Genomic DNA, 23,080 nt, shown 5'->3' with positions numbered 1-23,080 from the left:
GAAGCCCATAGCTGCCACTAGGGAATCAGGATCGTCGATCCGGTCGTCTTGCGCCCGGCCAGAGCTTCCTGGGCCTTGGCAGCCTCCGCCAGTGGGTAACGTTGTCCGATGTCGATCTTGACCTTACCGCTTTCGAGCACGCCGAACAGGTCGTTACACATCATCTCGAGCCGTTCACGCGTATCGGCATAGCCGTTGAGGCTGGGGCGTGTCACATAGAGCGAGCCCTTCTGATTGAGAATGCCGATGTTGACGTTTTCCACCGGGCCGGAGGCGTTGCCGAAACTGACCATCAAGCCGCGCTTCTTGAGGCAGTCCAACGAAGTCTCCCAGGTGTCCTTGCCCACCGAGTCGTAGACCACATCGCACATCTCGCCATGGGTCAGCTCGCGCACCCGCTCGACCACGTCCTCCTTGGTGTAGTCGATGGTCGCCCAGGCACCGTTCTTCTCGGCCAGCTCCGCCTTCTCCCGCGAGCTCACCGTACCGATCAGCTTGACGCCCAGCTCACGCGCCCATTGGCAGGCGATGGAACCCACGCCACCGGCAGCGGCATGGAACAGGATCGTCTCGCCACCCTCGAGCGGATAGGTCTGGCGCAGCAGGTATTGCACGGTCAGGCCCTTGAGCATGCAACCCGCCGCCGTTTCGAACTCGATACCATCCGGCAGCACCACCACCTTGTCGGCCGGTAGCGTGTGGTATTCGGCATAGGCACCGAGCGGCCCCTGGGCGTAAGCCACGCGGTCGCCCGGCTGGAGATGTGACACGCCTTCGCCTACGGCGTCGACGATGCCGGCACCCTCCGTGCCCAATCCGGAAGGCAAAGACGGTGCCGGATACAGGCCGGTGCGGAAATAGATATCGATGAAATTCAGGCCCACTGCCCGGTTTCTGACGCGAACCTCCCCAGTACCGGGTGATGATGGCTCGACCTCGATGAGCTCGAGCACCTCGGGGCTGCCGGTGCGAGAAAACTGGATGCGTTTGGCCATCGGAATCTTCCTTATTCAGCTAACGAGTTTGGTTCACCATACAAGCGCCGCTGACAGGATAGGTCAAGTCGATTCATCTATCGTGCCTAGCGCATCGATGAACCGGCGATACAGGCCGCAGACAACCCGCCCGGATCGAGCAATATCATCCAAGACGAATTGGAGACCAGGCGGTACAAGTAATGGCAAGGCGTCAAGAGGGCATCGCCATGCCAGAGAAGGATCGGTTCCATTTCACTCATAGCGGTCACCTGAATGGCAACACACTGCTGGATGCCGCCATCACCGACTTTCGCTACACGCGACATACCCATGACGACTATTCACTCGCGGTAACGTGGGAAACCCCCTGATCCTATCGGAATACACCCAATGCTCGATATCTTCTTGTATGCGGTCGGCATCATGTACACGCCCGGCCCGGTCAACCTGTTGGGTCTGAATGCGGGGTTGCAGAACCGCTTTCGCCAGACATTGGGGTTCTTCGGCGGCGTGGCACTTGCCATGCTGGTGCTGTTCCTGGTCTTCGGCTACACAGGCGAAGCGATCGTCAAACCGGACTACCTGCCTTACGTCGCCTTGGTCGGCGCATTGTTCATCGTCTACCTGGCCATCAAGTTATTCCGAGCCCAGGTCGACACCAATAGCGGCAACAGCCAAGGAATCCTGACGTTCAAGGATGGCTTCCTGATGCAGTTGCTCAACCCCAAAGGCACGTTGGCGACGCTTCCTATCGCCACTCTCCAGTTTCCGGCACAGGGAATTACTGGCCTGGCCATTCTGGCCATGTCGATCGTCCTGTCGCTGTTGGCCTTCGGCGCCCCCAGCAGCTATTCCCTATTGGGTGCAGTCGCCGGCCGTTGGATCACCAATCCGCGTCTTTTCGTCCATTTCAATCGCATCATGGCCCTGTTGCTGTTCTATGTGGCCGCGGTGATCCTGCATGACCATGTCTATCATGCACTGGTCGCCGCCTGAACGTCACCGCCCGGATCACGTTGAAAGACATGCTGAGTTTTCACCTGCATGAAGCCCAGGCGGGTATAGAAGCGATGCGCGTCACCGCGACTGATACGCGAATGAACCCGCAGTCGGCCGATGCCCCGCTCCTTCGCCCAGGCCGCCACGCCTTCTACCAGTAACTGCCCGAGCCCTTCACCTCGCGCTTCTTCGTCGATCACCAGGCCGGCAATCTCGACAAACGGCGGTGACGTCAGTTGGGCGCTTTCGAAGGCGTGTATCCAGCCCAGCGGTTGATTGGCATCATCGCTGACGACCAGCACCACATGGCCCGGCCGGCTGCCGAGGAATGCCAACCGTTCACGCATCTCCGACGCCTGACAGGGGTAGCCCAGCGCTCCCGATAACCTCACCAATGCCGGAACATCATCATCGATCGGGGACCGCACTCGTCGAGACATCCTTATCGCCCTCCCCTCACATCAATCAACGTATTCTTGTACCCCAACAGCATGCTTGCCGGGGGATTTCCCGGATAATTGACAGGATAACAGGTGGTAACCGAAGCCCGCGTCTTCATGGGTTAAGATCGTATGGATACACCACACAGGAAGGTGCGACATGACACTCGAACTCTGGCTCTCGTTCTGCCTGGCCTCCCTGCTGATCATCGTTTCACCCGGCCCCGCCGTGGCCCTGCTGGTCGCCACAGGAGTCAACCGTGGGCGGCGGGCCGCCCTGGCCATGCTGCCGGGCTTCTTTGTCGGAGACCTGCTGGCCATGGCGCTGTCGTTTGCCGGGGTAGGCGCTCTTCTGATGACCTCCGCCGAGCTGTTTCAGGTACTGAAATGGGCCGGCGCCGCCTATCTGCTTTACCTGGGCATCAAGATGTGGCGCGAAGCCGGTCGACTGGGTGACCTGGAGCCTTCGGGAACGGATATCCGGCTCGGAACGGCCAAGGCTTTTCTGGTGACCGCCCTGAACCCCAAGAGCCTGGCATTCTTCATGGCCTTCATGCCCCAGTTCGTGACAGCGAGCCAGCCCTTGTTACCGCAGTTGGCCATTCTATTCTCGACCTTCCTGATCATCGGGGTACTCAGCGATCTCGCCTACACTTTCCTGGCCACCACCGGCGGCCAGCTACTGAGTGCCCGGCTTCGCCGTATCCTGCACCGCTTCGGTGCCGGCAGCTTGATTGGAGCAAGCGCCCTGGTCGCCGCCATGCGTCGTCCTTTAGGCGCTGCCTAAGTCGGTGCTGACGACCTCACCGTCCTTGTCCTGTTCCTATTACGAGAATGCCTGATCTACGCTGAGGCAGGCATCACAGCAGGAATCCTTACCGAAGGAGTGTGGTATGAACCTATTTTCACTCGAAGGCCAGGTCGCCATGGTCACCGGGTGCAACAAGGGCCTTGGCCAGGCATTGGCCGTGGCGCTGGCGGAGGCCGGTGCCGATATCGTCGGCGTCAATCGCCGTTCCGCTGTTGAGATCCGAGCCAGGGTCGAGGCCCTGGGCCGCACCTACCACAGTGTCGAGGCCGAATTGAGCCACGACAAGGAAAGCGAGATCGTCGACCGTGCCCTGGCACGAGCCGGCAAGCTGGATATCCTGGTCAACAATGCCGGCACCATCCGCCGTGCCCCGGCACTGGAATTCAGCGAAGCCGACTGGGATGCGGTGGTCGACGTCAACCTCAAGGCGGCATTCTTCCTGGCACAGCAGGTCGCACGTCACCTGGTGGCGCGCGGCGCGCGGGGCAAGATCGTCAACATCGCCTCGGTGTTGTCGTTCCAGGGCGGTATCCGCGTCCCTTCCTACACCGCCAGCAAGAGCGGCATTCTCGGCCTGACCCGACTTCTGGCCAACGAATGGGCCGAGCACGGTATCAACGTCAATGCCATCGCTCCCGGTTACATGGCCACCGACAATACCCAGGCCCTGCGCGACGACGAACAACGCAGTGCCGAAATCCTGGGGCGTATTCCCGCCGGGCGCTGGGGCGAACCCGCCGATCTGGCCGGCGCGGTGATCTTCCTGTGCTCGGACGCCGCAAACTACGTGCATGGGCATGCCCTGGCGGTGGATGGCGGCTGGCTGGCCCGTTAAGTCGGAATGGCCTTGCCCCTTACAAGGCACCGCTCACCGCAAACCAGGCGACCCCAGCCAGGGCGCAGGCGGCCAGTGTCACCAGCAGGCGTGCCTTGAATACGAAGATGGCGATGATGGCACCGGCTGTGATCAGGGCCGCTACCGGGTCGAGGCTGGCCAGACGCGGGATCTCCAGCGCCAGGCCGAAGCCTTCGAACGTGCCGACTTCATCGAACAGCACGTGCAGGGCGAACCAGATCGCCAGGTTCATGATCACCCCGACCACCGCGGCGGTGATCGCCGACAGCGCGCCGGTCAATGCCGGATTGTCACGCAGGCGTTCGATGAAGGGGGCGCCGAGAAAGATCCACAGGAAACATGGCACGAAGGTCACCCAGGTGGTCAGCACCGCGGCAAGGACGGCGGCAAGCATCGGGTCCAACATCCCCGGAGCACGGAAGGCGCCCATGAAGCCGACGAACTGGACCACCTGGATCAACGGCCCCGGCGTGGTCTCGGCCATGCCCAGGCCATCGAGCATCTCGCCCGGCGCCAACCAGCCGTAGTTCTGCACCGCTTCCTGAGCGACATAGGCTAGCACCGCATAGGCGCCACCGAAGGTCACCACCGCCATCTTGGAGAAGAACACCGCGATCTGGCTGAATACATCCGCCGGCCCCAGTACTACCAACAGTAGCGCCACCGGTCCCAGCCAGAGCGTCAGGCACAGCGAGGAAATCCGCAGCGACCAGGCGAGCGAGACCCGCGCATGGGCAGGCGCCTGTTCACCCAATGCCGAGTCCTTGTCGGCCAGGGTGCCGGCACCGCTCTTGCCATGACCACCGCCGATCCGGAACAGGCGCGAGCCGCGCTTGCCACCGATAAAGCCGATGATACCGGCACTCAGTACGATCAGCGGAAAGGCCACATCGAAGCCGAAGATGGCGACGAAGGCGGCCACGGCGATGGCGATCATCGCCGGGTTCTTGAGCGCCCGCTGACCGATCCGCGCCACCGCTTGCAACACGATGGCCAGCACCGCGGCCTTGAGACCGAAGAACAGCCCTTCGACCAGGCCGACGTTGCCAAATGCCGCATAGACGACGCTCAAGGCCAGGATCGCTACGAACCCGGGCAATACGAACAGGGTGCCGGCCACCAGGCCACCCTTGGTCCTGTGCAACAGCCAGCCCAGATAGATGGCGAGTTGCTGGGCCTCGGGGCCCGGCAACAGCATGCAGTAGTTGAGGGCATGCAGGAAACGCTGCTCGCCGACCCACTTTTTCTCATCGACCAGGATCCGATGCATCACCGCGATCTGGCCGGCCGGCCCGCCGAAGGAGAGCAACGCGATGCGCAACCATACCCGGACCGCCTCGGCAAAGGGAATCCCATGTGCGAACTGCACCTGTTCCGCCCCCTGGCGTGACGTGGCTTCTTCGATCATTTCGGGATTCCCTGTCGGTGGAGCCTCGGCGGAAGACAACCAAGGTTATACCACGGCCAGCCAAGAACGCATGACCGGCTATAATCGCTCGGGAAAGGCCGCCAGTCCCTCCACGAAGCGTTGCTTCTCTTCCTCGAAGCCCTTCGGGTCATGCTTGAGGTTGCGCAACACGGTCTGCTCGTCGAAACCGAGCGTATCGGCGAGTTCCTTGGCACTACCCGCCGGGTGTCGCGCTCCCAGGCCGATGCGCTTGCCCTCTTGTCCCGCGAACCAGCGCGTGATTCCACACCCCAGATAAAAGGTCTCGGCATCCCGATCCGTGGCTTCGACCCGCAGCGGCGCCTTGAACGCCAGTTCGGCGATCAGACGTCGTTCGGGTTCGCGGTCTTCCGACAATGAACAGGACAATACCAGTGTCATGCCCACGCCAGCCTCGTCCAGCACCAGCAGCGCCAAGGCTCTGGGAGCTCCGTCGGCATCGACCAGAGCCAACAAGCGAGCGGCTTCCTGAGCGAACAATACTCGCCGGGTACCGGCGAAACTGACCAACGGCATCAGGCCGGCCTTCCGCCCATAGACCTCGGCACACAGCCGTGCCAGGCAGGCATCGCGCTCGTCAACGGCTTTGACATGAACTACTTTCATGGGCATTCCCCTTGTCTCATTCACCCGTCGGTGGGAAGGCCACCAGAAAACGCGCAGCCTAGCATATCAGGTCATCCCCGGCGGCATCGTCACCCGGGTGTCATCTTCCACTGTCATGCTTTTTTCCAGGAAATGCGGCATGCTGCCGCTATGATCGTGTCACTTCACCTGATTGGGGAACCAGCGCCATGCAAGATGCTCCTTCTTTCGAGGATCCGGTGACAGCTCCACGCCCCCACCCCTACACCATCGCCCATCGCGGCCTCTCTGCCCATGCCCCGGAAAATACCCTGGCCGCGGTCAGGGCAGCCCAGCGCATCGGCTGCCAGTGGGTCGAACTCGATGTCCAGTTACTGGGCGACGGTACACCGGTGATCTGGCATGACAACGGCGTCAGGCGTTGCTCGAACAGCCGTGGCAAGCTGATCAAGTTGGACCTGGCCAAAGCCAAGACGTTGGATGTGGGTAGCTGGTTCAGTGACGCCTTCCGTGGTGAGCGCATGGCGACCCTGGAGGAAATGCTCGAATTGATCGGTGAACTGGGCCTGGGGCTCAACCTCGAGCTCAAGGTCAACCGCGGTCGCGATGCCCAGGCACTGGTCGATGCGGCGTTGCCAATGGCGTTGAAAGCCTTGCCGGCCAAGCAGCTGGTGGTCTCGTCCTTCAACAGCCAGGCATTGGAAGCCGCCCGCGACCTGCAGCCCGACGTGGATCTTCTGCGCCTGGGATTGCTGTACGAGAAACCGCCCCGCCAGTGGCTCACCGAGGCCGAACGGCTCAAGGCCTACAGCCTGCATGTCGACTGGCGTCGCCTGAAGGAAAAACGCGCTCGCGAGATCAAGGAAGCCGGCTATCAGCTACTGTGCTACACCGCCAACGACCCGGTGGCCTTCGCGCGCCTATGGCCCTGGGGAGTCGATGGCGTGATCAGCGATGACCCCTCCCTGTTCACGTACCACCTGCCCATGCCTTCCGAAATGCGGGCTATTCGATAGCGAGCAGACGACACACCCAGGCCATGTCCAGATGCGCTTCCAAGGTATCGGCCAGGCGATCCAGCTCGAGGAGCCGGTGCGCCTGGTAATCCACGGCCACGCCGGCGTCTTCCAGGCCGCAGCGTGCCAGCAGTGCGTCGCACGCCTCGGGGCGGTCGAACAGCCCATGCAGATAGGTGCCCATCACTTGGCCATCGGCGCTGGCCGCGCCATCCGCTCGTCCGTCCAGCGTGATGAGAGGATTCTCCAATGCCGAACCCTCACTCACGCCGTTGCGAATCTCGTAGCCGGTTACAGCCACGCCCTCGGGATTCAGTATGCCTTCCACATTGCGCAACTGCTTGCCGGCTACCATGCGGGTTTGAAAGTCCAGCAGGCCGAGGCCATGGGTGCTGCCGGGTTCACCTTCCAGACCTTCGGGGTCATGCACGGCCCGGCCGAGCATCTGGAAACCGCCACAGATGCCCAACAGCTTGCCGCCGTAGCGCAGATGACGCCGGGTAGCGGTCTCCCATCCCTGTCGCCTCAACCACTCGAGATCGCTACGGGTGCTCTTGCTGCCCGGCAGGACGATCAGGTCGGCGGGCGGCACCGGCCGGTCCGGGCCGACGAAGGTAAGCGCTACTCGCGGATGCAGGCGTAGCGGGTCGAAGTCGTTGTGGTTGCTGATACGCGGCAAGGCCGGTACCACGACGCGCAGGGCCGGCTCACCCGTCATGCGGCCGGTCAGCCCAAGGCTGTCCTCGGCATCGAGCAATAGCCCCTGCAGATAGGGCAAGGTCCCCAACACCGGCTTGCCGGTACGCTCGGCGAGCCATGCGAGCCCCGGCTCCAGCAGGGCGAGATCGCCGCGAAAGCGGTTGATCACGAATCCTTGCGTGCGTCGACGCTCCGATTCGGAGAGCAGTTCCAGGGTGCCCACCAGTTGCGCGAAGACACCGCCACGATCGATGTCGCCCACCAGCAGCACCGGACAGTCGGCGGCCTCGGCGAAGCCCATGTTGGCGATATCGTTGGCACGCAGGTTGACTTCCGCCGGGCTGCCCGCCCCTTCGGCGATGATCACGTCGTAGTGGCTCGCCAGGCTCTCCCAGGCCGCCATCACGCCACGACGGGCCTCGGTTTTGAAGGCATGGTAATCCAGGGCGTCCATATTGCCGTGCACCCGGCCACGCAGGATCACCTGGGCACCTCGGTCGCTCTGCGGCTTGAGCAGCACCGGGTTCATGTCGCTATGCGGCGCCAGCCCGCAGGCCAGTGCCTGCAACGCGGTGGAGCGGCCGATCTCGCCACCGTCCTCGGTCACCGCGCTGTTGAGCGCCATGTTCTGCGGCTTGAACGGCGCCACCGACACGCCACGACGCGCCAGCCAACGGCACAGCGCCGCCACCACCGTGCTCTTGCCGGCATCCGAAGTCGTACCCTGGATCATCAGGGTGCGGCTCATCTCGGTGCGATCCTCATAGCTCCACGCCTTTCTGGGCCTTGACCCCCTGATCCTTGAAAGCGTGCTTGACCACGCCCATCTCGGTCACGGTATCGGCGAGATCGATCAGCGCCTGAGGCACGTAGCGACCGGTAACGACCACATGTTGCCTCTCGGGCCGTCCTTCGAGGTCGTCGAGCACCCGGTCGAGGTCCAGGTATTCATAGCGCAGGGCGATGTTCAGCTCATCCAGCAGTATCAGGTCGTAGCTCTCGTCGCCGAGCATACGACTGGCCACCTCCCAGGCCGCCTCCGCGGCACGTACATCGCGCTCGCGATCCTGGGTATCCCAGGTATAGCCCTCGCCCATGACGTGATAGTCCACGCCGGGTAGCTGGCGAAAGAAGCGCTCCTCGCCGGTGCGGAACTTCCCCTTGATGAATTGCACGATCCCCACCTTCATGTCATGGCCCAGGGCCCGGGCGATCATGCCGAAGCCGGAGCTGCTCTTGCCCTTGCCGGGGCCGGTGAGCACCAACAGCACCCCCTGGTCCTTCTGGGCGCGGGCCATGCGCTCGCGCATGACACGCTGCTTGCGCGCCATGCGTTGGGCATGGCGCTGCGGATCCTTGGCATTCTCGCGCATAGGGTATCGTTCTCCGTTGTCTTCAGTTTGCCGGGACAAACACCCGACTGCCATTCACTTGCGCCGACACCAGTGGCTGGCCGTAAAGGCGCTCCAGCGCCTCGGGCACCAGCATGGCATCGGCGGGGCCCCAGCAGGCCTCGCCATCGGGATATAGCAGCAGCAGATGGTCGCACCAGCGAGCTGCCAGGTTGAGGTCATGCACGCATAGCAGCACCGCCCGTCCCTGCCCCGCCTGCTCGGCGAGCAGCTCCATCACCGCCACCTGGTGGCGCAGATCGAGATGATTGGTCGGCTCGTCGGCCAGCCAGATGGCCGGAGCCTGGGTCAGGATGGTGGCGATCGCCACCCGCTGGCGCTCACCGCCCGAGAGCTGACTCACCAGCCGCGTCGCCAGGTCGCCCAGTTCGAGGCGTGCCAGGGCCGCCTCGGTCAGGCGCAGGTCCTCGGCGCTCTCCTGCTGCCAGGGCGATAGAAAGGGGTGGCGGCCGATCAGCACAGTCTCGCTTACTGTGGCCGGGAAGCCGTCCTGCCGCTCCTGGAAGACCACGCCCAGCGCCTGTGCCAACCGCTTGCGACGCCGCCGTGGTAGCGGCGTACCATCCAGCAGCACCTCGCCCAGGCGTGGTGCCTTGAGCCCGGCCAGGGTATGCAGCAGCGTGGTCTTACCGACGCCGTTGGGGCCCAGCACGCCCCACAGCTGCCCCGGCTCGATGGCGAAATCGAGTGGCCGGCCGCTGTCGCGCCCCGGCACCTCGATCACCAGCCCCTTGGCCTCGAGCCTACTCATCAGCGACTCCGATTCAGCAGATAGAGGAAGGTCGGCACTCCCAGCAACGCGGTGATCACGCCCACCGGCAACTGCTCCGGCGCGATCAGGATCCGCGCCAGGGTGTCGGCCAGGGTCAGCAGGGTACCGCCGGCCAGGATCGACGCCGGCAGGATCACGCGCTGGTCGTTGCCCAGGAGCAGACGCAGCATGTGCGGCACCACCAGACCGACGAAGCCGATGCTGCCGGCGGTGGTCACCGCCGCCGCCGTCAACAGGCTGGCCGCCACATACACCAGCCCCTCCAGAGACCGGACCGACACGCCCAGCGCCGCGGCCTGCAGGGGACCACGGGCCAGCACGTTGAGATTGCGCCCCAGCGGCAACAGCGCCAGCCAGGTGGCCAGCAGCAGGCCCAGCGCCAGCCAGGGACCGCGCGCATAGGCCAGGTCACCCATCAGCCAGTAGAGCATGCCGGGCAGTGTCTCGGTAGGTCCCACCGCCAGCAGGAAGGTGATCACCGCGCCCCACCCCGCGGCCACCACCACCCCGGTAAGCAACAGGCGGGTCGGTGTCCAGCTGCCGGTGCCATGGGCCAGGCCAAACACCAGCAGGGTCGAGAGCAGGGCCCCGATGAAGGCCGAACCGGAGACCGCCACCGCCCCCAGGCCGGCCAGCATGGCCCCCAGCGCTCCCACCGCCGCGCCGCCCGAGAGTCCCAGCACATAAGGATCGGCCAGCGGGTTGCGCAGCAGCACCTGCATCAACGCTCCGGCCACGGCCAGCAAGCCGCCGGTGCCGAAGGCCGCCAGCGCCCGCGGCGCGCGCAGTTCCAGCAGCAGGGTACGGTGCAGCGGGTCACCCTCGCCCATCAGCACGGCCCACAACTCGGCCGGCGGAGTGGCCACGCTACCCACGGCCACCGACAGCAGCAGCGACGCGATCGCCATCATGGCCAGGATCACCAGTGGCCAGCGCGAACGGCGACCGGCCATGGTATGCGCCGCCTGGGAGACCTTAGCCCCGGCCACGTGCCGTCTCCAGGTGGTCGCAGAGAATTCGGGTGCCTTCCAGCAGGCGCGGCGTGGGCCGCTGGATCAGCGATGGGGGCACGAAGAACAGGTTGTCCCGGCGCACCGCGCTCAGTTCCTCGAAACGCTCCCAGGCGTCCAGCCAATCGCGGTTTTCTTCCCCCATCCCGCCGGCGACGATCGCCTCGGGATCGGCCCCCAGCACGGCCTCCTCACTGATACGCGGCACCAGCCGCGGCAACTCGCCGAACACGTTGTCGCCTCCGCACAGCGCCATGGCCTGACTGATCAGGTGCTCGTCGTTGACCGTCATCAGCGGCTCGTCCCAGACCTGATAGAAGACCCGCACCGGAGCCGCATCCCGATGGCGCTCGCGCAACGCCTCGATCCCGACCCGGAAGTCATCGGCCACCGCGCGTGCGGTATCACGGGTGCCGGCCAACGCACCCAGCCGCTCCAGCGAGGTCGCCACGTCCTCGAAACGACGCGGCTCGCTGAGATACAGCGGCAGCCCCAGGCCCTGCAGCCGCTCGAGCTGCTCAGCGGGGTTGCCGGTCACCCAGCCCACCAGCAGATCCGGCTCGAGCGCCAGCAAGGTCTCGAGGTCCAGCCGCGTATGACTGCCCACGCTCTGGCGCTGTCGAGCCTCGGGCGGATAATCGCTGAAGCTGACCACGCCGACCACCTGGTCGCCGGCACCGGCGGCGAACACCAGCTCCGTGGCCCCTGGTGACAGCGCCACGATACGGCTGGCCGGCCGTGCCAGGCACACCTTGCGGTCGGTATCGTCGGTGACACAGGTCTCGGCCTGGGCCGGCACTGCTGAAAGCCCCCACAACAGCGCAAGGACAAACGCCGAATAGCGCCCCCGGGTGAGAGTTTCTGTCATGTTCCTCCCATGCTCCTCATCGATCTCTTCCATCCCCGATGCCCGCCGAGACCTGTATCGGCCATCGCTCGCACACCAGAAAAGGATAGAAGCGATCCCTCACTGGGCGCCGAAGCGGACGCTAACGAAGGCGGCACGCCCGGCATTGAGGAAATCGCTGCCGCTGAAGTCCCTGGCCGTGGCGTACTCCTTGTCCAGAACATTCTCCAACGTCAGTCGGGCCGACCACAGGGGGGCGAACTGCCAGCCGGCACGCAGATTGACCAGCCCGAAGCCGGGCAGGCGCTCCTCGTTGTCCACATCCTCGTAGCGATGATTCTGCACGATCCAGGAACCGCCCAGTAACCACTCGCCCAACTCACGATCGACGTCCAGGCGCAGGCTCTGGCTGGCGCGACGCGGGAGTCGATTGCCGGTCTCGCGATTTTCATGATCGGTGTAGGTCAGTGCCGCCTGCAGGGTCCAGGCGTCGAGCTCGGCGCCCGTGCTCAACTCCACGCCACGAATACGAGCCTCGTCGACATTGAAGGGCGCCAGCAGTCCCCCCTGCTCGGTAAAGGCGATCTGGTCCTCGGCATCGGTGTGGTAGGCTGCCAGATCCCAGAACAGGCGCCGGTACTGGCCGCGAATCCCCAGCTCGAAAGTCTCGGACGTCTCGGCGTCGAGCTCCGGATTGCCGAAACCGGGGAAGTACAACTGGTTGAAGGAAGGCGCCTTGAAGGCGGTACCATAGCTGGCGCGCAGGGTATGGTAGTCATCCAGCTCGTAGCCCAACCCCAGGCTGCCCGTCAGCTCCTCGCCAAAGGCCTCGTTGTCGTCCCAACGCAGGCCTGCCTGCACGGCAACGGGAGAGAAATCCAGCAGCCCCTGGGCAAAGACGGCGGAATTATCACGGCTCCCTTCTTCGTAGGCGGTCGTGCCGGACACCGTGTCTTCGCTGTACTCGGCACCGGCAATCAGCTCATGGGGGCCGATGTCGAGGGTATTCTCCCAACGCGCGGTACGGGTGCGGGTATCGATGATGGAATCGCCGAAGACATCGATATTATCGCTTTCGTCCCTGGCCTCACTGAGCATCAGGCGGCTATGCCAGATCTCGGTCACCGGCAGCTCCCCGTAAACGCCGGCCACCTGCTGCACATAATCCGTGTTGCCGCCGACAAACTCGGTGTTGCCCCGGGCCCGTAGCCCCAGCACACCAAGCTCAGCGCCACTGTCGAAGGTATGCGACAGCCGGGCGAAGCCGGTGGTGTTGTCGTAGCCCTTGTCACCCTCCCCACGCACAACCTCAGTGCCATCGGTGGAGAAGTGACTGCCGGCGAAGCTGTAGCGGGTGCCGCCCTCGCCGCCGGACAGGCCGGCGCTGTAGCGCTGGGTGCCGAAGGAGCCACCGCCGACGGAAATGCTGGGCTCGGGCGCGCCCTCGCCTTCGGGCGTGAACAACTGAATCACGCCACCCACGGCATCGGCGCCATACAGGCTGCCACGCGGCCCACGCACGATCTCGGCGCGCTGGAACAGGCGCGGGTCGAGGAACTGCCAGGCAGGGCTTCCGGTGGTCGCCGATCGCAGTTGGATCCCGTCGATCATCAGCAGGGTGGAGTCGCTATTGGTGCCGCGAATATAGACGCTGCTGTCCTTGCCAAAGGCGCCTCTGGTGGATACATCCACGCCCGGCTGGCCACGCAACAGATCGGTCAGGCTAACCGGATCCTGGCGGCGCAATGTCGCCTCGTCGATCACGGTGACGGAAGCGAGGCTCTCGTTCGCGGTACGCGGCGCCAGGGTGGCCGTGACCACCAGTGGATTGAGATCCAGTGTGGTGCGGGCTTCGGCATCCTCGTCGGAGGTCTGGGCCTGAGCGACCCACGGCATGGCACTCAGGCACAGGGCGGCCAGTCCCCATTGACGCTTGGTTTTCGTTCTCATGGTGTTTCCCTTGCTGTACCGTGCTCACCCGCACGCTCAGGTTCTTCCGAATGGCCCGGTACGGCGAGAAGCGCAGGGAAAGGGAAAACGAGGTGCCAGAGTCCGCCCTGCCCCTGCGTCACCCACCGCGACACCAGGCATGAGCTCACAGGCCGGTCTCCGGGCTGACGAGTGAAACGACGCCGATGAGGCTCGTTTCCGGAACCGCCGCCTTCCCGTGCCTGGCGCACAGTGGCGTAATGGCGGTTCCTGACTCGATCACCGTTGCGGGGGCAGCGTCGGAATTCCGACTTCCCGTTTAACCTCGAAAGCGTGAGGAACCATATCCTCCAGGCTTTGTTCTTCCGGCACGAGGCACCTGAGAGTGGGCGTAAACTAGCAACGCAGCAGGGGGGCGTCAACGAGAGGTTGTCGGTGTACTGCGCTAGGTCAAGGAACGAGCCAGCCCGTTCCAGACATGCCAGACGCGCTCGCAGCGAGCGGCAGCATCCTGGGCCAGCCAGCCGGCCAGGTCACGCCACCGCCGGTCCTCGGCTGCCAGCGGCACGATACCGCGGCCCATCTCCAGCATGATCAGCACGATCTGCATGCCATGGACACTTTCCGCGTGCTGGATCGATTCCAGCTCGTCGACCATGCATTGTCGGACTCGATCATCATCGGGCTCGGACGCCAACTCGGCCCTCAACCACTCCTCCCAGCCCTCGAGCACCAGGCAGCGACCCGCGGCGACCTTGATTCGCCACGCCTCGAGGCCCTCACCGTCATAGGCCGAATGCCACTGCGGCGAAGTGAGGCGCTCCCTTATCGCGGCGCGCTTGCCGGCGTAGGCACCGCCGATGAAGAGCTGCATCGCCAGTCTCCTTGCTGATGAATGAAGGTCAGTATTCGCCCCTCGCCCTGACCGACGCTGCCTTCCCAGAAGTCGATGGCCTCGAAACGGCGCCGCAGTTCGCGAATCACCCCGCCATGAGTCACCACCAGCACGTGGCGATGCCCCTTGGCCCCGAATTCGGCGAACAGCTCAACCAGCCAGGCTTCGAGACGCTGGCGCAATGCCGCTGCCGACTCCCCGCCGGGCGGCGCCTGCTCGCCGCGGCTGTCGATCCAGGCACAATAGGCCGGCAAGTCCTTGAGTTCCTCGTAGCGCTTGCCTTCGTAGTCGCCGAAATCGAGTTCGCGCAGTCGGGCGTCGTAGCGTGGCTCGGCGGCTCGCTGGCGCCCCCCCAGCAAGAGCTCGAGGGTCTGGCGGCAACGCATCAGGTCACTGCAGCACACGGCATCGAAATCGAAGCGGACCAAGTCATCGCGTAGCACATCCAGCGCCTCTCGCGCCTCCGGCGCCAGCGGGATATCCCGATGCCCCTGGTAGCGTCGCTCGCGATTCCAGGCCGTCAGCCCATGGCGGACGACCACCAGATCCAGGCGACCAGCAACAGCCATAGTTCTCCTCCCTCGATGGCGGCACCGACGATATCGCCGTTGATGCCCTTGAACGCCCGGATCATGGCCAGGCCATACAGCAACAGGAACGGCACCAGGGCGGCAAACAGCACCATCCCGCCCGGCAGCAGCCAGAAGCACAACGGCAGCGGCCATAACGCCAGCAGCAAATCGCGGTGGCCGAGATGCTGTTTCCAGGCCCAGGCCATGCCTTCGGGACGCGCCGCCGGTGAGAGTACCAACAAGGCCACGGCGCCGAAGCGTCCCAACGCCAGGACTGCGACCAGGACGGCCAGGCTCACCCCCGATTCCAGCAGCGCCAGCAGCAGTGTGCCTTTCCACACCAGCAGGAACACCAGGGCGATGATGCCGAAGCTACCCACGTGGGGATCCTTCATGATTGCCCAGCGGCGTTCCAGCGACGCGTTGCTGCCCAGCGCATCGGCCACGTCCATCAGGCCATCCAAGTGCAGCCCTCCCGTCAGGGCGACCCACAGACTCAGCAACAATAGTGCCAGCATGGGAGTGGGCAGCCATCCCTCGAGCAGGCGACCGGTCAACGCCAGGATGCCGCCCAGCAACAGCCCCACCAGCGGATAGCAGCGCACCGCCCAGCGGCTGGTATCGGCATTCCATGGGCACTGGACCGGCACCGGCAGTCGGGTCAGGAACTGCAGCGCCAGCAATACGCCGAACCCCAGGCTTCTCGTCATGCGTGTCCCCTACTCGTGTCGCTTCCAGTGGATCGGCATCCCGGCGACGACCTGAATCACCATCTCGGCCTCGTGGGCAACCTGCCGGTGCAATCGCTGCAGAAAGCGCAGATAGCGCCGCACCTCGGCACCGCGCGGAGGGATATCCTCGTTGATGTCGTTGGAGACCACCACCAGGGCGATATCCTGAACCCGGGCCCGTTCCAGCAATGCCTCCATCATGGCCAGCCCCTGGCGCTCCTCCAGGCCGCTAGCGTAGAGCACCTGGCTGGCCCACAGCGTCAGGCAGTCGAGCAGCAGCGTACTGCCTGCAACCACTCGGTCAAGGGCCGCCATCAGGTCCAGCGGTTCCTCCAGGGTCGTCCAATCCACCCCGCGAGCCTCTCGGTGGCGGGCGATGCGCCTGGCCATTTCACCATCGGAGGCCTTGGCCGTGGCCAGGTAGTAGAGCCGGCCCCCTCTGGCCTGATGCCAGCGCCGAGCCAGGGCCTCGGCCTGGCCACTCTTGCCGGAACGGGCACCGCCACTGACGAACGCGATCATCCTGCCGGGCTCCAGTCCCCGAGGGCCGCCAATAGGCGGCCATTGTCTTCTCGCGAGCGCACCGCCAGACGCAGCCAGGCACCGTCCAGCCCACGGAAGTTATGGGTATGCCGCGCCAGGATGCCGGCATGCAGCAGGAATTCGAACAGTTTCCCGGTCGCCGACGGACACCGGGCATCCCGGAGCAGGAGGAAGTTGACTTGCGAGGGCGTCACCTGGAAACCGAGGCGTGCAAAGGCCTCGTGCAAGCGGAGTCGCTCTTCCTGCAGCCAGCGGTGAGTACGCGCCACGAAACCGCTATCCGCCAGCAAGGGCTCGACCAGAGCGGCAGCCAGGCTGTTGACGCTCCATGGCATCTGCAACGCCGCTGCATGACGCACCACCTCGGGGCTGCCGAGCAGGTAGCCGAGCCGCAGCCCGGGGATGGCATACAGCTTGGTCATGGAACGCAGCAGGATCAGGTTGGGATACCGGGCCAGCAGCGGCGTCAGACGCTCCACGGGGTCGGTCAGGAAATCGACGAAGGCTTCATCCACCACCAGCGTACAGTCCAACCGGCGACCCGCTTCCAGCAGCCGCTCGACCAGCGAACGCTCGATCAGGGTACCGGTGGGATTGTTGGGGCGGCACACAAAGAGCACATCACTACCCTCCATGGCCCTGCTGGCACGCGTCTCATCCAGGGAAAAACTGTTATCCGGCGACAGCGGCAGGTCCGCCACCCGCAAACCATAATGGCGGCAGGCCCGTTCGTACTCCACGAAGGTCGGCTGCACAATGGTGGCGGTCTGGCCGGCGTGTAGCCGAGCGGCGAGAAAGACCGCCTCCGCCCCGCCGTTGGTGAGCAGTACCTGCGCCGAGTCCAGGTTCTCGGCTTCGGCGATGGCGCAACGCGCCTCGAGGTAACCGGGGTCGGGATAGACATCCAGCCCGTCCAGCCCGGCGATCAGCCTGTCCTTGAGCCAGGCCGGCGGGCCGAGCGGGTTGATATTGGCACTGAAGTCCAGAATTTCACGGTCTGCGGCCAAGCCGAACCGGGCCAGCAGCTGTTCAGGACGACCACCATGGCTGGGCCACTGCATCACCATCTCCTCCGGCATCGCATGCGGTACGACCTCACTTGGGGACAAGAGCCACGACACCTAACAGCATAACGAACACCACCCAACCACCATGCATATGGCGGATGGCGCGTGCGATATGCCCGGCACCGAGCGGTTCCCGTGGTTCGCCGAGAATGGCCCGACAGGAAGGCACCCCAGCATAATGATTCGTGCCGCCAAGTTGCACCCCGAGCAACCGTGCCATCATCGCCTCCGGCCAGCCGGCGTTTGGGCTGGGATGCCGGGGGGCATCGCGCCAGGTGCCGACCAGGGCACCGCGGCGGCGTGTGTCGGACAGTGCCAGTGCGGCCAGCCACAGGCTCAGCGCCGTCAAGCGTGCCGGAATCCAGTTGGCGAGATCATCCAGCTTCGCCGCGCCGTAGCCGAAGTCGGTGTAGCGCGAGTTTCGATAGCCGACCATCGAGTCCAGCGTATTGACCGCCTTGTAGGCCAACGCCAGCGGCGCCCCACCGAGGAACGCCCAGAACAGCGGCGCGGTAATGCCATCGACCGTGTTCTCGGCCACGGTTTCCACCGTGCCGCGCGCCACTTCGGCCTCGTCCAGGTTGTGGGTGTCGCGGCCGACGATCATCGAGAGCCGCAGCCTGGCCATGGCCAGGTCGCCCTTCGTCAGGGGCTCGGCAACAGCCCGGGCGGCATCGCTCAGGCCCTTGGTGGCGAGAGTCGTGGTGAGCAACCAGAGTTCGGTCACCAGGCCAAGCCAGGGGTGCAGACGTGACAGAATCGCGATCACCGACCAGGCGAGCCCATAGACGCCGAGTACCACCACGGCGGTCAGCAGGAATCCCCGGCACCGCCGTGCCGTTGGCGTCCCCCGGTTCCAGGCTGTCTCCAGCCTGGCGATGACCTTGCCCATGCCGACCACGGGATGCGGTATCCCGGGTGGGTCACCGAGCACCAGGTCCAGGACGACCGCCGTCACCAGCAATACCAGCCCCCACGGCGCCAGTGGCTCGAAGCTCACTCGCGACTCTCGCTGCCGGCGATTCCCGCCGAGTCGAACGTCGCCATCTCGGCCAGCATACGAGTCGCCGAGGCCACCAGCGGGAAGGCCAGGGCCGCGCCGCTGCCTTCTCCGAGGCGCAGGTCCAGATCCAACAAGGGGGCGGCGTTCAACGCCGCCAGGGCGACAGCGTGACCCGGCTCCTGGGAGCGGTGTCCGAAGATCATGAAGTCGCGTGCGCCAGGACACAGCCGGCACGCCAGCAGGGCCGCCACCGTGGCGATGAAACCATCGACGATCACCGGCGTACGGCGCGCCGCGGCGCCCAGGTAGGCCCCGGCCATGGCACCAATCTCCAGCCCACCGACCTTGGCCAGCACCTCCACAGGGTCGCTCCGATCCGGCCGACGGGCGGCGATGGCCCGCTCGATCACCGTCTGCTTGTGGGGCAAAAGTGCCTGCGGAATGCCGGTACCCTGGCCGACCACCCGTGCCGGCTCCTCTCCCGTCAACACTGCCAGTACCGCACTGCTGGCGGTGGTATTGGCGATGCCCATCTCGCCAACGATCAGGCAGTTGCAGCCGGCATCGAGGGCTCGGTTCGCCGCGCGAATGCCCACGTCGATGGCCCGCTCGGCCTCGTCACGGCTCATGGCATCGACGTCGACGAAATTGGCCGTGCCCGGGCGCACCTTTTCATGCACGACGCCACGCTCGATGTTCCCGCCCGGGAACTCGCTGGCCACGCCGACATCGATGATCTCCAACTGGGCGCCTATCTGCCGAGCGAAGACGTTGATGGCCGCTCCTCCGCCCACGAAGTTGGCGACCATCTGTGCCGTGACCGCCTGGGGGAAGGCCGAGACGCCCTCGGCAGCCACGCCATGATCGGCGGCGAAGACCAGCACCGCAGGGGGCACGACCGCGGGGAAGGCCTGGCCGGTCATCTCCACCAATTCGATGGCCAACCTTTCGAGTTGTCCCAGGCTACCGGGTGGCTTGGTGAGGTTGTCGAGGTGTGCCCTGGCCTGCTGGCCAAGGTCCCGATCGCGAATCGCGATCCTTGCAATGGTGGTCTTCAACACGGCCGCTCCTGGCAGGGTCATGGGGCATTAGCGAGCGCTCATCCTCATCCAGAGAGTGATACAGATCAAGTCGTCTCCATGGGACTCGGCTAGGATGATAGAAAGGGTATCCAAGGAGGATCTCGCGATGCGCTTTCATCAGGTCAAGGAACTCGTGCATTGGGTAGTGGAGTATCATTCCCGCCTCGCCGAGCAGTATGACGAGTTGTCCGCTGGCGACGTCAGCGACCGGGTACGCATGGCACTGGACTACCTGGCCGCGCGCGAACGAAAGATGCAGGCTGGCCTGGAAGAGTATTTCGGCGACAGCACCAACCACAACAGCGTGCTGAACACCTGGTTCGACGATCCGAACGATTTCCCGCATCCGCCGGTACTCGAACGTTTGGCGCGCTGCATGGATTGCACTAGCGTCCAGGACGTGCTGGCCACCGCTCTGACCACCCACAAGACCTTGCAGGACCTTTATGCGCACCGCGCCGATTGCGCCAGCATCGAAGCGGAACGCGACTTTTTCATTGCCCTGGCCGCCGGTCACGAAGGCGAGGTGCGCCGCATCGCCCGCGATATGCAGCGGCTCGAGGATTACTGAACGCCGCCAGCTCGACGATCATTCGATGGGCCGAATCGGGACCAGTGACACGCCGGGAGCTGGCTTGCAGCCCCCGGCAACGCCTCTATACTGTATTTATATACAGCAAAGAGGCGTTGCACACATGGCCATTCAACACCCTTCCACGCTGCGCAAGGGGCGCGGCGCCACCTATGATCCTCCTAATCGCTTTGCCCCCACCCACAGCGAAGCCATCGATGATGGCTGGTGGCAGGAAGAGGCATCGCCGCGTATCGCTACCCAGGTACGCGACGAACCGACCAAGAGCGCCCTGTCATGGAATCGCTCACCGGACCTGCCCTTCGATCGATCGCTGAATCCCTATCGTGGCTGCGAGCACGGCTGCATCTACTGTTATGCCCGCCCCAGCCACGCTTACTGGGACCTTTCCCCGGGACTCGACTTCGAAACCAGGCTGATCGCCCGCACCGGACTGGTAGAGCGTCTGCGCGAGGAATTCTGCAAACCCGGCTATGTGTGTCGCCCCATCAGCCTGTCGGGCAATACCGACTGCTACCAGCCTATCGAGGCAGAACGCCGTACGACCAGGGCCGTGCTCGAATTGCTGCTGGAGTGCCGCCATCCGGTCACCCTGGTGACCAAGAGCGCCCTGATACTGCGCGATCTCGATATCCTCTCCGAGTTGGCCGAACACCGCCTGGTCCGGGTCTTCGTCAGCCTCACCAGTCTCGACGACAACCTGAAGCGTACCCTGGAACCACGCACGGCCTCTCCCAAGGCACGCCTGCGCGTGATGAGTGAACTCAATACCGCCGGGGTGCCGGTAGGCAGCCTGATCTCGCCGGTGATTCCCGGACTCACCGATCATGAACTGGAACGTTTGCTGGAAGCCGCAAGTCGTGCCGGTGCGCGTACCGCCAGCTGGATGCTGTTGCGCCTGCCACGAGAGGTCGCGCCACTGTTCGAGGATTGGCTGACCACCCACTACCCCGAGCGTGCCACCAAGGTCATGAGCCTGATGCGCCAATGCCGGGGAGGAGAGACCTATGACTCGCGCTTTGGCAAGCGCATGAGCGGCGAAGGCGTCTTCGCCGAGCTATTGGCGCAGCGCTTCCGCAAGGCCAGCCGGCGTCTGGGGTTGAACGAACGCACCGAACTGGGGCTGGACTGCGAGTCCTTTCGCCCACCGCATGCCCAAGGCGATCTGTTCGGCTAAGATGGCATCGACACGCTCCAGGGAAACGCGACGATGGCCAGCACGATCAGCAAGACCAAATCCAGTTTCTATCGTCGACTCTATGTGGCGTACCTGATCGATAGCGGGGTGGCCACCAGCGTACCCGCGTTGATCGAGGTCACCGGCATGCCCCGGCGTACCGCCCAGGACACCATCAACTCCCTGGCCGAACTGGATATCGTCTGCGCGTTCGAGAACATCGAAGGTGAGCGACACAACATCGGTCGCTACGTGATCCGAGACTGGGGAGCCATCAACCGGCGCTGGATCGCCCACCACCTGACACATATCAAGGCAGTGCTGGGCTATCCCTGAACATTCGGGATTCGCTATGCTCGCGGCATGGACCGTTTACCCATCGCGCTCGCGTTGACGCTGCTGCTGACCATCACCCTTGTTGGCTGTGCCAGCCGTGTCATTACACAATCGCCGGGGCCTGGTCATCAGGATCCCGAGCTGAAAGACTTCGCGATCATCGCCCGCGATGGCTATCGCTTACCCCTAAGGCATTGGCCGGCCAAGACGTCGCCTCAGGCCGTGGTACTGGCCGTACACGGCTTCAACGATCACGGCGGCAGCTTCGAGATCCTCGCCGAGTCGCTCACCGAACGAGGCATCAGCGTCTACGCTCACGACCAGCGCGGCTTCGGCACCACGGCACAGCGCCGCCTGTGGCCGGGCCAGGAGCGCCTGGCCGAGGATGTCAAGACGATCTCCCGTCTACTCCGTAAGCGCTACCCCCGTACCCCGCTGTATCTCGTCGGCAATAGCATGGGAGCCGCCGTGGTCATGCTTGCCCTGAGCGGCAATGACTCGCCACCGGTGGACGGCAGCGTCCTGATCTCCCCCGCCGTCTGGGGCCAGAGCGCCATGCCCTGGTATCAGCGTCTGGGACTGTGGCTGGGGGTACGCCTGTTTCCCTCCACTACCTTCTCGGCTCGCATGACCCGACGCCTGGGTATCGAGCCGACCGACGACCCCGAGATCAAGCAGCTCTTGGCCAAGGACCCGTTGATCCTGCGCAGCGCCCGTGTCGACACGTTGTATGGCGTCTCAAGGATGATGGATGATGCCCTGAAAGCTGCGCCACGGCTCACCGGTCCCCTCCTGATCATGTACGGCGAGGAAGACCAGATCATCCCCCCCGAAGCGATCTGCGACATGCTCGAGCGTCTCCCCGATTCCGAGGCCACGCCCTGGCGCATGGCGATATACCCCGCCGGCTATCATATGCTGGATCGCTATACCGGTCGCGCCCAGACCCACGCCGATATCGCCAGCTGGCTGCTCGATCCCCAGGCACCGCTGCCCTCTCAGCATGAGGTGGCCCTCAGCGAGGCCAGGCGACGGCTTTGCAACTGCTAGTCGCATGAGTTCGTCCACACTTTCGTTGCCCACGCGATGGAGAACAGCCGTAAACGTGCCGCCAACCTCAGGAAACTTCGGAGTAAATCCTGAACCAGCATCAGCAGGGGCTGCATATCATCCCCAAAAACCCTTTTGACAGCCCCCCGGGTGCGTGATAAAGACAAGACCCCGGGGTAGGAATTTTCCTGCCACGCAAGGCCAGTTCCAGTTTACATCAAGAATCACTAAT

Annotated in this window: 26 protein-coding genes and 1 riboswitch; of the genes, 9 read left to right on the top strand and 17 right to left on the bottom strand. The window is 64.4% G+C overall.

Annotated elements, in window-relative coordinates:
* Positions 1-17: 17 nt before the first annotated feature.
* The gene (locus tag ACFOEV_RS07625) at positions 18-995 is read right to left on the bottom strand and encodes an NADPH:quinone reductase (protein ID WP_386772540.1); all 978 of its coding nucleotides are present in this window, start codon (positions 993-995) and stop codon (positions 18-20) included.
* 182 nt (positions 996-1,177) lie between these two features.
* On the opposite strand from ACFOEV_RS07625, the gene ACFOEV_RS07620 reads away from it, so the two are divergent.
* Complete coding sequence (locus tag ACFOEV_RS07620; protein WP_386772539.1) at positions 1,178-1,348, top strand: hypothetical protein; 171 nt, start codon at positions 1,178-1,180, stop codon at positions 1,346-1,348.
* Between the two features lie 19 nt (positions 1,349-1,367).
* Positions 1,368-1,973 carry a LysE family translocator gene (locus ACFOEV_RS07615; protein WP_386772538.1) on the top strand — a complete coding sequence of 202 codons (606 nt, stop codon included), beginning with the start codon at positions 1,368-1,370 and terminating at the stop codon, positions 1,971-1,973.
* Here ACFOEV_RS07615 and ACFOEV_RS07610 read toward each other — a convergent pair.
* A complete protein-coding gene (locus ACFOEV_RS07610) occupies positions 1,952-2,416 on the bottom strand; it encodes a GNAT family N-acetyltransferase (protein ID WP_386772537.1) in 465 nt (154 codons plus the stop codon). The two genes, ACFOEV_RS07615 and ACFOEV_RS07610, sit on opposite strands and share 22 nt — an antisense overlap.
* 160 nt (positions 2,417-2,576) lie before the next feature.
* Between ACFOEV_RS07610 and ACFOEV_RS07605 the strand changes: the two genes are divergently transcribed.
* Positions 2,577-3,203 (top strand): LysE family translocator, encoded by a 627-nt coding sequence (locus ACFOEV_RS07605; protein WP_386772536.1) that lies wholly within the window; start codon positions 2,577-2,579, stop codon positions 3,201-3,203.
* Positions 3,204-3,309: 106 nt separating this feature from the next.
* Positions 3,310-4,062 (top strand): 2-dehydro-3-deoxy-D-gluconate 5-dehydrogenase KduD, encoded by a 753-nt coding sequence (gene kduD / locus ACFOEV_RS07600; protein ID WP_386772535.1) that lies wholly within the window; start codon positions 3,310-3,312, stop codon positions 4,060-4,062.
* Positions 4,063-4,081: 19 nt separating this feature from the next.
* Here the strand turns inward: kduD and chrA are convergent, their stop codons facing one another.
* Together chrA and ACFOEV_RS07590 are read right to left on the bottom strand one after the other, a co-directional pair.
* Entirely contained in the window at positions 4,082-5,491 is a 1,410-nt protein-coding gene (chrA, locus tag ACFOEV_RS07595) for a chromate efflux transporter (protein ID WP_386772534.1), read from the bottom strand.
* A gap of 78 nt (positions 5,492-5,569) precedes the next feature.
* Complete coding sequence (locus ACFOEV_RS07590) at positions 5,570-6,136, bottom strand: hypothetical protein (RefSeq protein ID WP_386772533.1); 567 nt, start codon at positions 6,134-6,136, stop codon at positions 5,570-5,572.
* 188 nt (positions 6,137-6,324) lie between these two features.
* On the opposite strand from ACFOEV_RS07590, the gene ACFOEV_RS07585 reads away from it, so the two are divergent.
* A complete protein-coding gene (locus ACFOEV_RS07585) occupies positions 6,325-7,131 on the top strand; it encodes a glycerophosphodiester phosphodiesterase family protein (RefSeq protein WP_386772532.1) in 807 nt (268 codons plus the stop codon).
* Here the strand turns inward: ACFOEV_RS07585 and ACFOEV_RS07580 are convergent.
* From ACFOEV_RS07580 to cobT, 13 genes are all read right to left on the bottom strand, one after another.
* Positions 7,121-8,578, bottom strand: coding sequence for a cobyric acid synthase (locus ACFOEV_RS07580; protein ID WP_386772531.1), 1,458 nt, complete (start codon positions 8,576-8,578; stop codon positions 7,121-7,123). The two genes, ACFOEV_RS07585 and ACFOEV_RS07580, sit on opposite strands and share 11 nt — an antisense overlap.
* 13 nt (positions 8,579-8,591) lie before the next feature.
* Positions 8,592-9,203, bottom strand: coding sequence for a cob(I)yrinic acid a,c-diamide adenosyltransferase (gene cobO, locus ACFOEV_RS07575; RefSeq protein ID WP_386772530.1), 612 nt, complete (start codon positions 9,201-9,203; stop codon positions 8,592-8,594).
* Between the two features lie 22 nt (positions 9,204-9,225).
* A complete protein-coding gene (locus tag ACFOEV_RS07570; protein ID WP_386772529.1) occupies positions 9,226-9,993 on the bottom strand; it encodes an ABC transporter ATP-binding protein in 768 nt (255 codons plus the stop codon).
* Entirely contained in the window at positions 9,993-10,967 is a 975-nt protein-coding gene (locus ACFOEV_RS07565) for a FecCD family ABC transporter permease (protein ID WP_386773060.1), read from the bottom strand. Before ACFOEV_RS07565 ends, ACFOEV_RS07570 begins: the two co-directional genes overlap by 1 nt.
* 22 nt (positions 10,968-10,989) lie before the next feature.
* Positions 10,990-11,892, bottom strand: coding sequence for a cobalamin-binding protein (locus tag ACFOEV_RS07560; RefSeq protein ID WP_386772528.1), 903 nt, complete (start codon positions 11,890-11,892; stop codon positions 10,990-10,992).
* Positions 11,893-11,991: 99 nt separating this feature from the next.
* A complete protein-coding gene (locus ACFOEV_RS07555; RefSeq protein ID WP_386772527.1) occupies positions 11,992-13,821 on the bottom strand; it encodes a TonB-dependent receptor domain-containing protein in 1,830 nt (609 codons plus the stop codon).
* A 133-nt stretch (positions 13,822-13,954) separates the two neighbouring features.
* Positions 13,955-14,161, bottom strand: a riboswitch (cobalamin riboswitch).
* 84 nt (positions 14,162-14,245) lie between these two features.
* A complete protein-coding gene (locus ACFOEV_RS07550) occupies positions 14,246-14,674 on the bottom strand; it encodes a bifunctional adenosylcobinamide kinase/adenosylcobinamide-phosphate guanylyltransferase (protein WP_386772526.1) in 429 nt (142 codons plus the stop codon).
* A complete protein-coding gene (locus ACFOEV_RS07545; protein ID WP_386772525.1) occupies positions 14,626-15,264 on the bottom strand; it encodes a histidine phosphatase family protein in 639 nt (212 codons plus the stop codon). Before ACFOEV_RS07545 ends, ACFOEV_RS07550 begins: the two co-directional genes overlap by 49 nt.
* Positions 15,216-15,977 carry an adenosylcobinamide-GDP ribazoletransferase gene (cobS, locus tag ACFOEV_RS07540; RefSeq protein WP_386772524.1) on the bottom strand — a complete coding sequence of 254 codons (762 nt, stop codon included), beginning with the start codon at positions 15,975-15,977 and terminating at the stop codon, positions 15,216-15,218. The genes ACFOEV_RS07545 and cobS overlap by 49 nt, the downstream gene beginning before the upstream one ends.
* Positions 15,978-15,986: 9 nt before the next feature.
* Complete coding sequence (locus ACFOEV_RS07535) at positions 15,987-16,520, bottom strand: bifunctional adenosylcobinamide kinase/adenosylcobinamide-phosphate guanylyltransferase (protein WP_386772523.1); 534 nt, start codon at positions 16,518-16,520, stop codon at positions 15,987-15,989.
* Complete coding sequence (gene cobD / locus ACFOEV_RS07530; protein ID WP_386772522.1) at positions 16,517-17,602, bottom strand: threonine-phosphate decarboxylase CobD; 1,086 nt, start codon at positions 17,600-17,602, stop codon at positions 16,517-16,519. The genes ACFOEV_RS07535 and cobD overlap by 4 nt, the downstream gene beginning before the upstream one ends.
* 34 nt (positions 17,603-17,636) lie before the next feature.
* Positions 17,637-18,608, bottom strand: a complete 972-nt coding sequence (gene cbiB, locus ACFOEV_RS07525) for an adenosylcobinamide-phosphate synthase CbiB (protein ID WP_386772521.1) — start codon at positions 18,606-18,608, stop codon at positions 17,637-17,639.
* A complete protein-coding gene (cobT, locus tag ACFOEV_RS07520) occupies positions 18,605-19,669 on the bottom strand; it encodes a nicotinate-nucleotide--dimethylbenzimidazole phosphoribosyltransferase (RefSeq protein WP_386773058.1) in 1,065 nt (354 codons plus the stop codon). Before cobT ends, cbiB begins: the two co-directional genes overlap by 4 nt.
* A gap of 130 nt (positions 19,670-19,799) precedes the next feature.
* Here cobT and ACFOEV_RS07515 point away from each other — a divergent pair, with 130 nt between their 5' ends.
* From ACFOEV_RS07515 to ACFOEV_RS07500, 4 genes are all read left to right on the top strand, one after another.
* Complete coding sequence (locus tag ACFOEV_RS07515; RefSeq protein ID WP_386772520.1) at positions 19,800-20,264, top strand: 2-hydroxyacyl-CoA dehydratase; 465 nt, start codon at positions 19,800-19,802, stop codon at positions 20,262-20,264.
* A gap of 124 nt (positions 20,265-20,388) precedes the next feature.
* Complete coding sequence (locus tag ACFOEV_RS07510; protein WP_386772519.1) at positions 20,389-21,462, top strand: PA0069 family radical SAM protein; 1,074 nt, start codon at positions 20,389-20,391, stop codon at positions 21,460-21,462.
* Between the two features lie 33 nt (positions 21,463-21,495).
* Positions 21,496-21,798, top strand: a complete 303-nt coding sequence (locus ACFOEV_RS07505; protein WP_386772518.1) for a winged helix-turn-helix domain-containing protein — start codon at positions 21,496-21,498, stop codon at positions 21,796-21,798.
* A 27-nt stretch (positions 21,799-21,825) separates the two neighbouring features.
* Positions 21,826-22,848, top strand: coding sequence for an alpha/beta hydrolase (locus ACFOEV_RS07500; protein WP_386772517.1), 1,023 nt, complete (start codon positions 21,826-21,828; stop codon positions 22,846-22,848).
* Positions 22,849-23,080 lie beyond the last annotated feature (232 nt).

Source organism: Litchfieldella rifensis (assembly GCF_042646605.1).
GTDB classification, from domain to species: Bacteria; Pseudomonadota; Gammaproteobacteria; order Pseudomonadales; family Halomonadaceae; genus Litchfieldella; species Litchfieldella rifensis.
The sequence above is the reverse complement of the archived record's forward strand: the minus strand, read 5'-3'. Positions and strand labels throughout refer to the sequence as shown.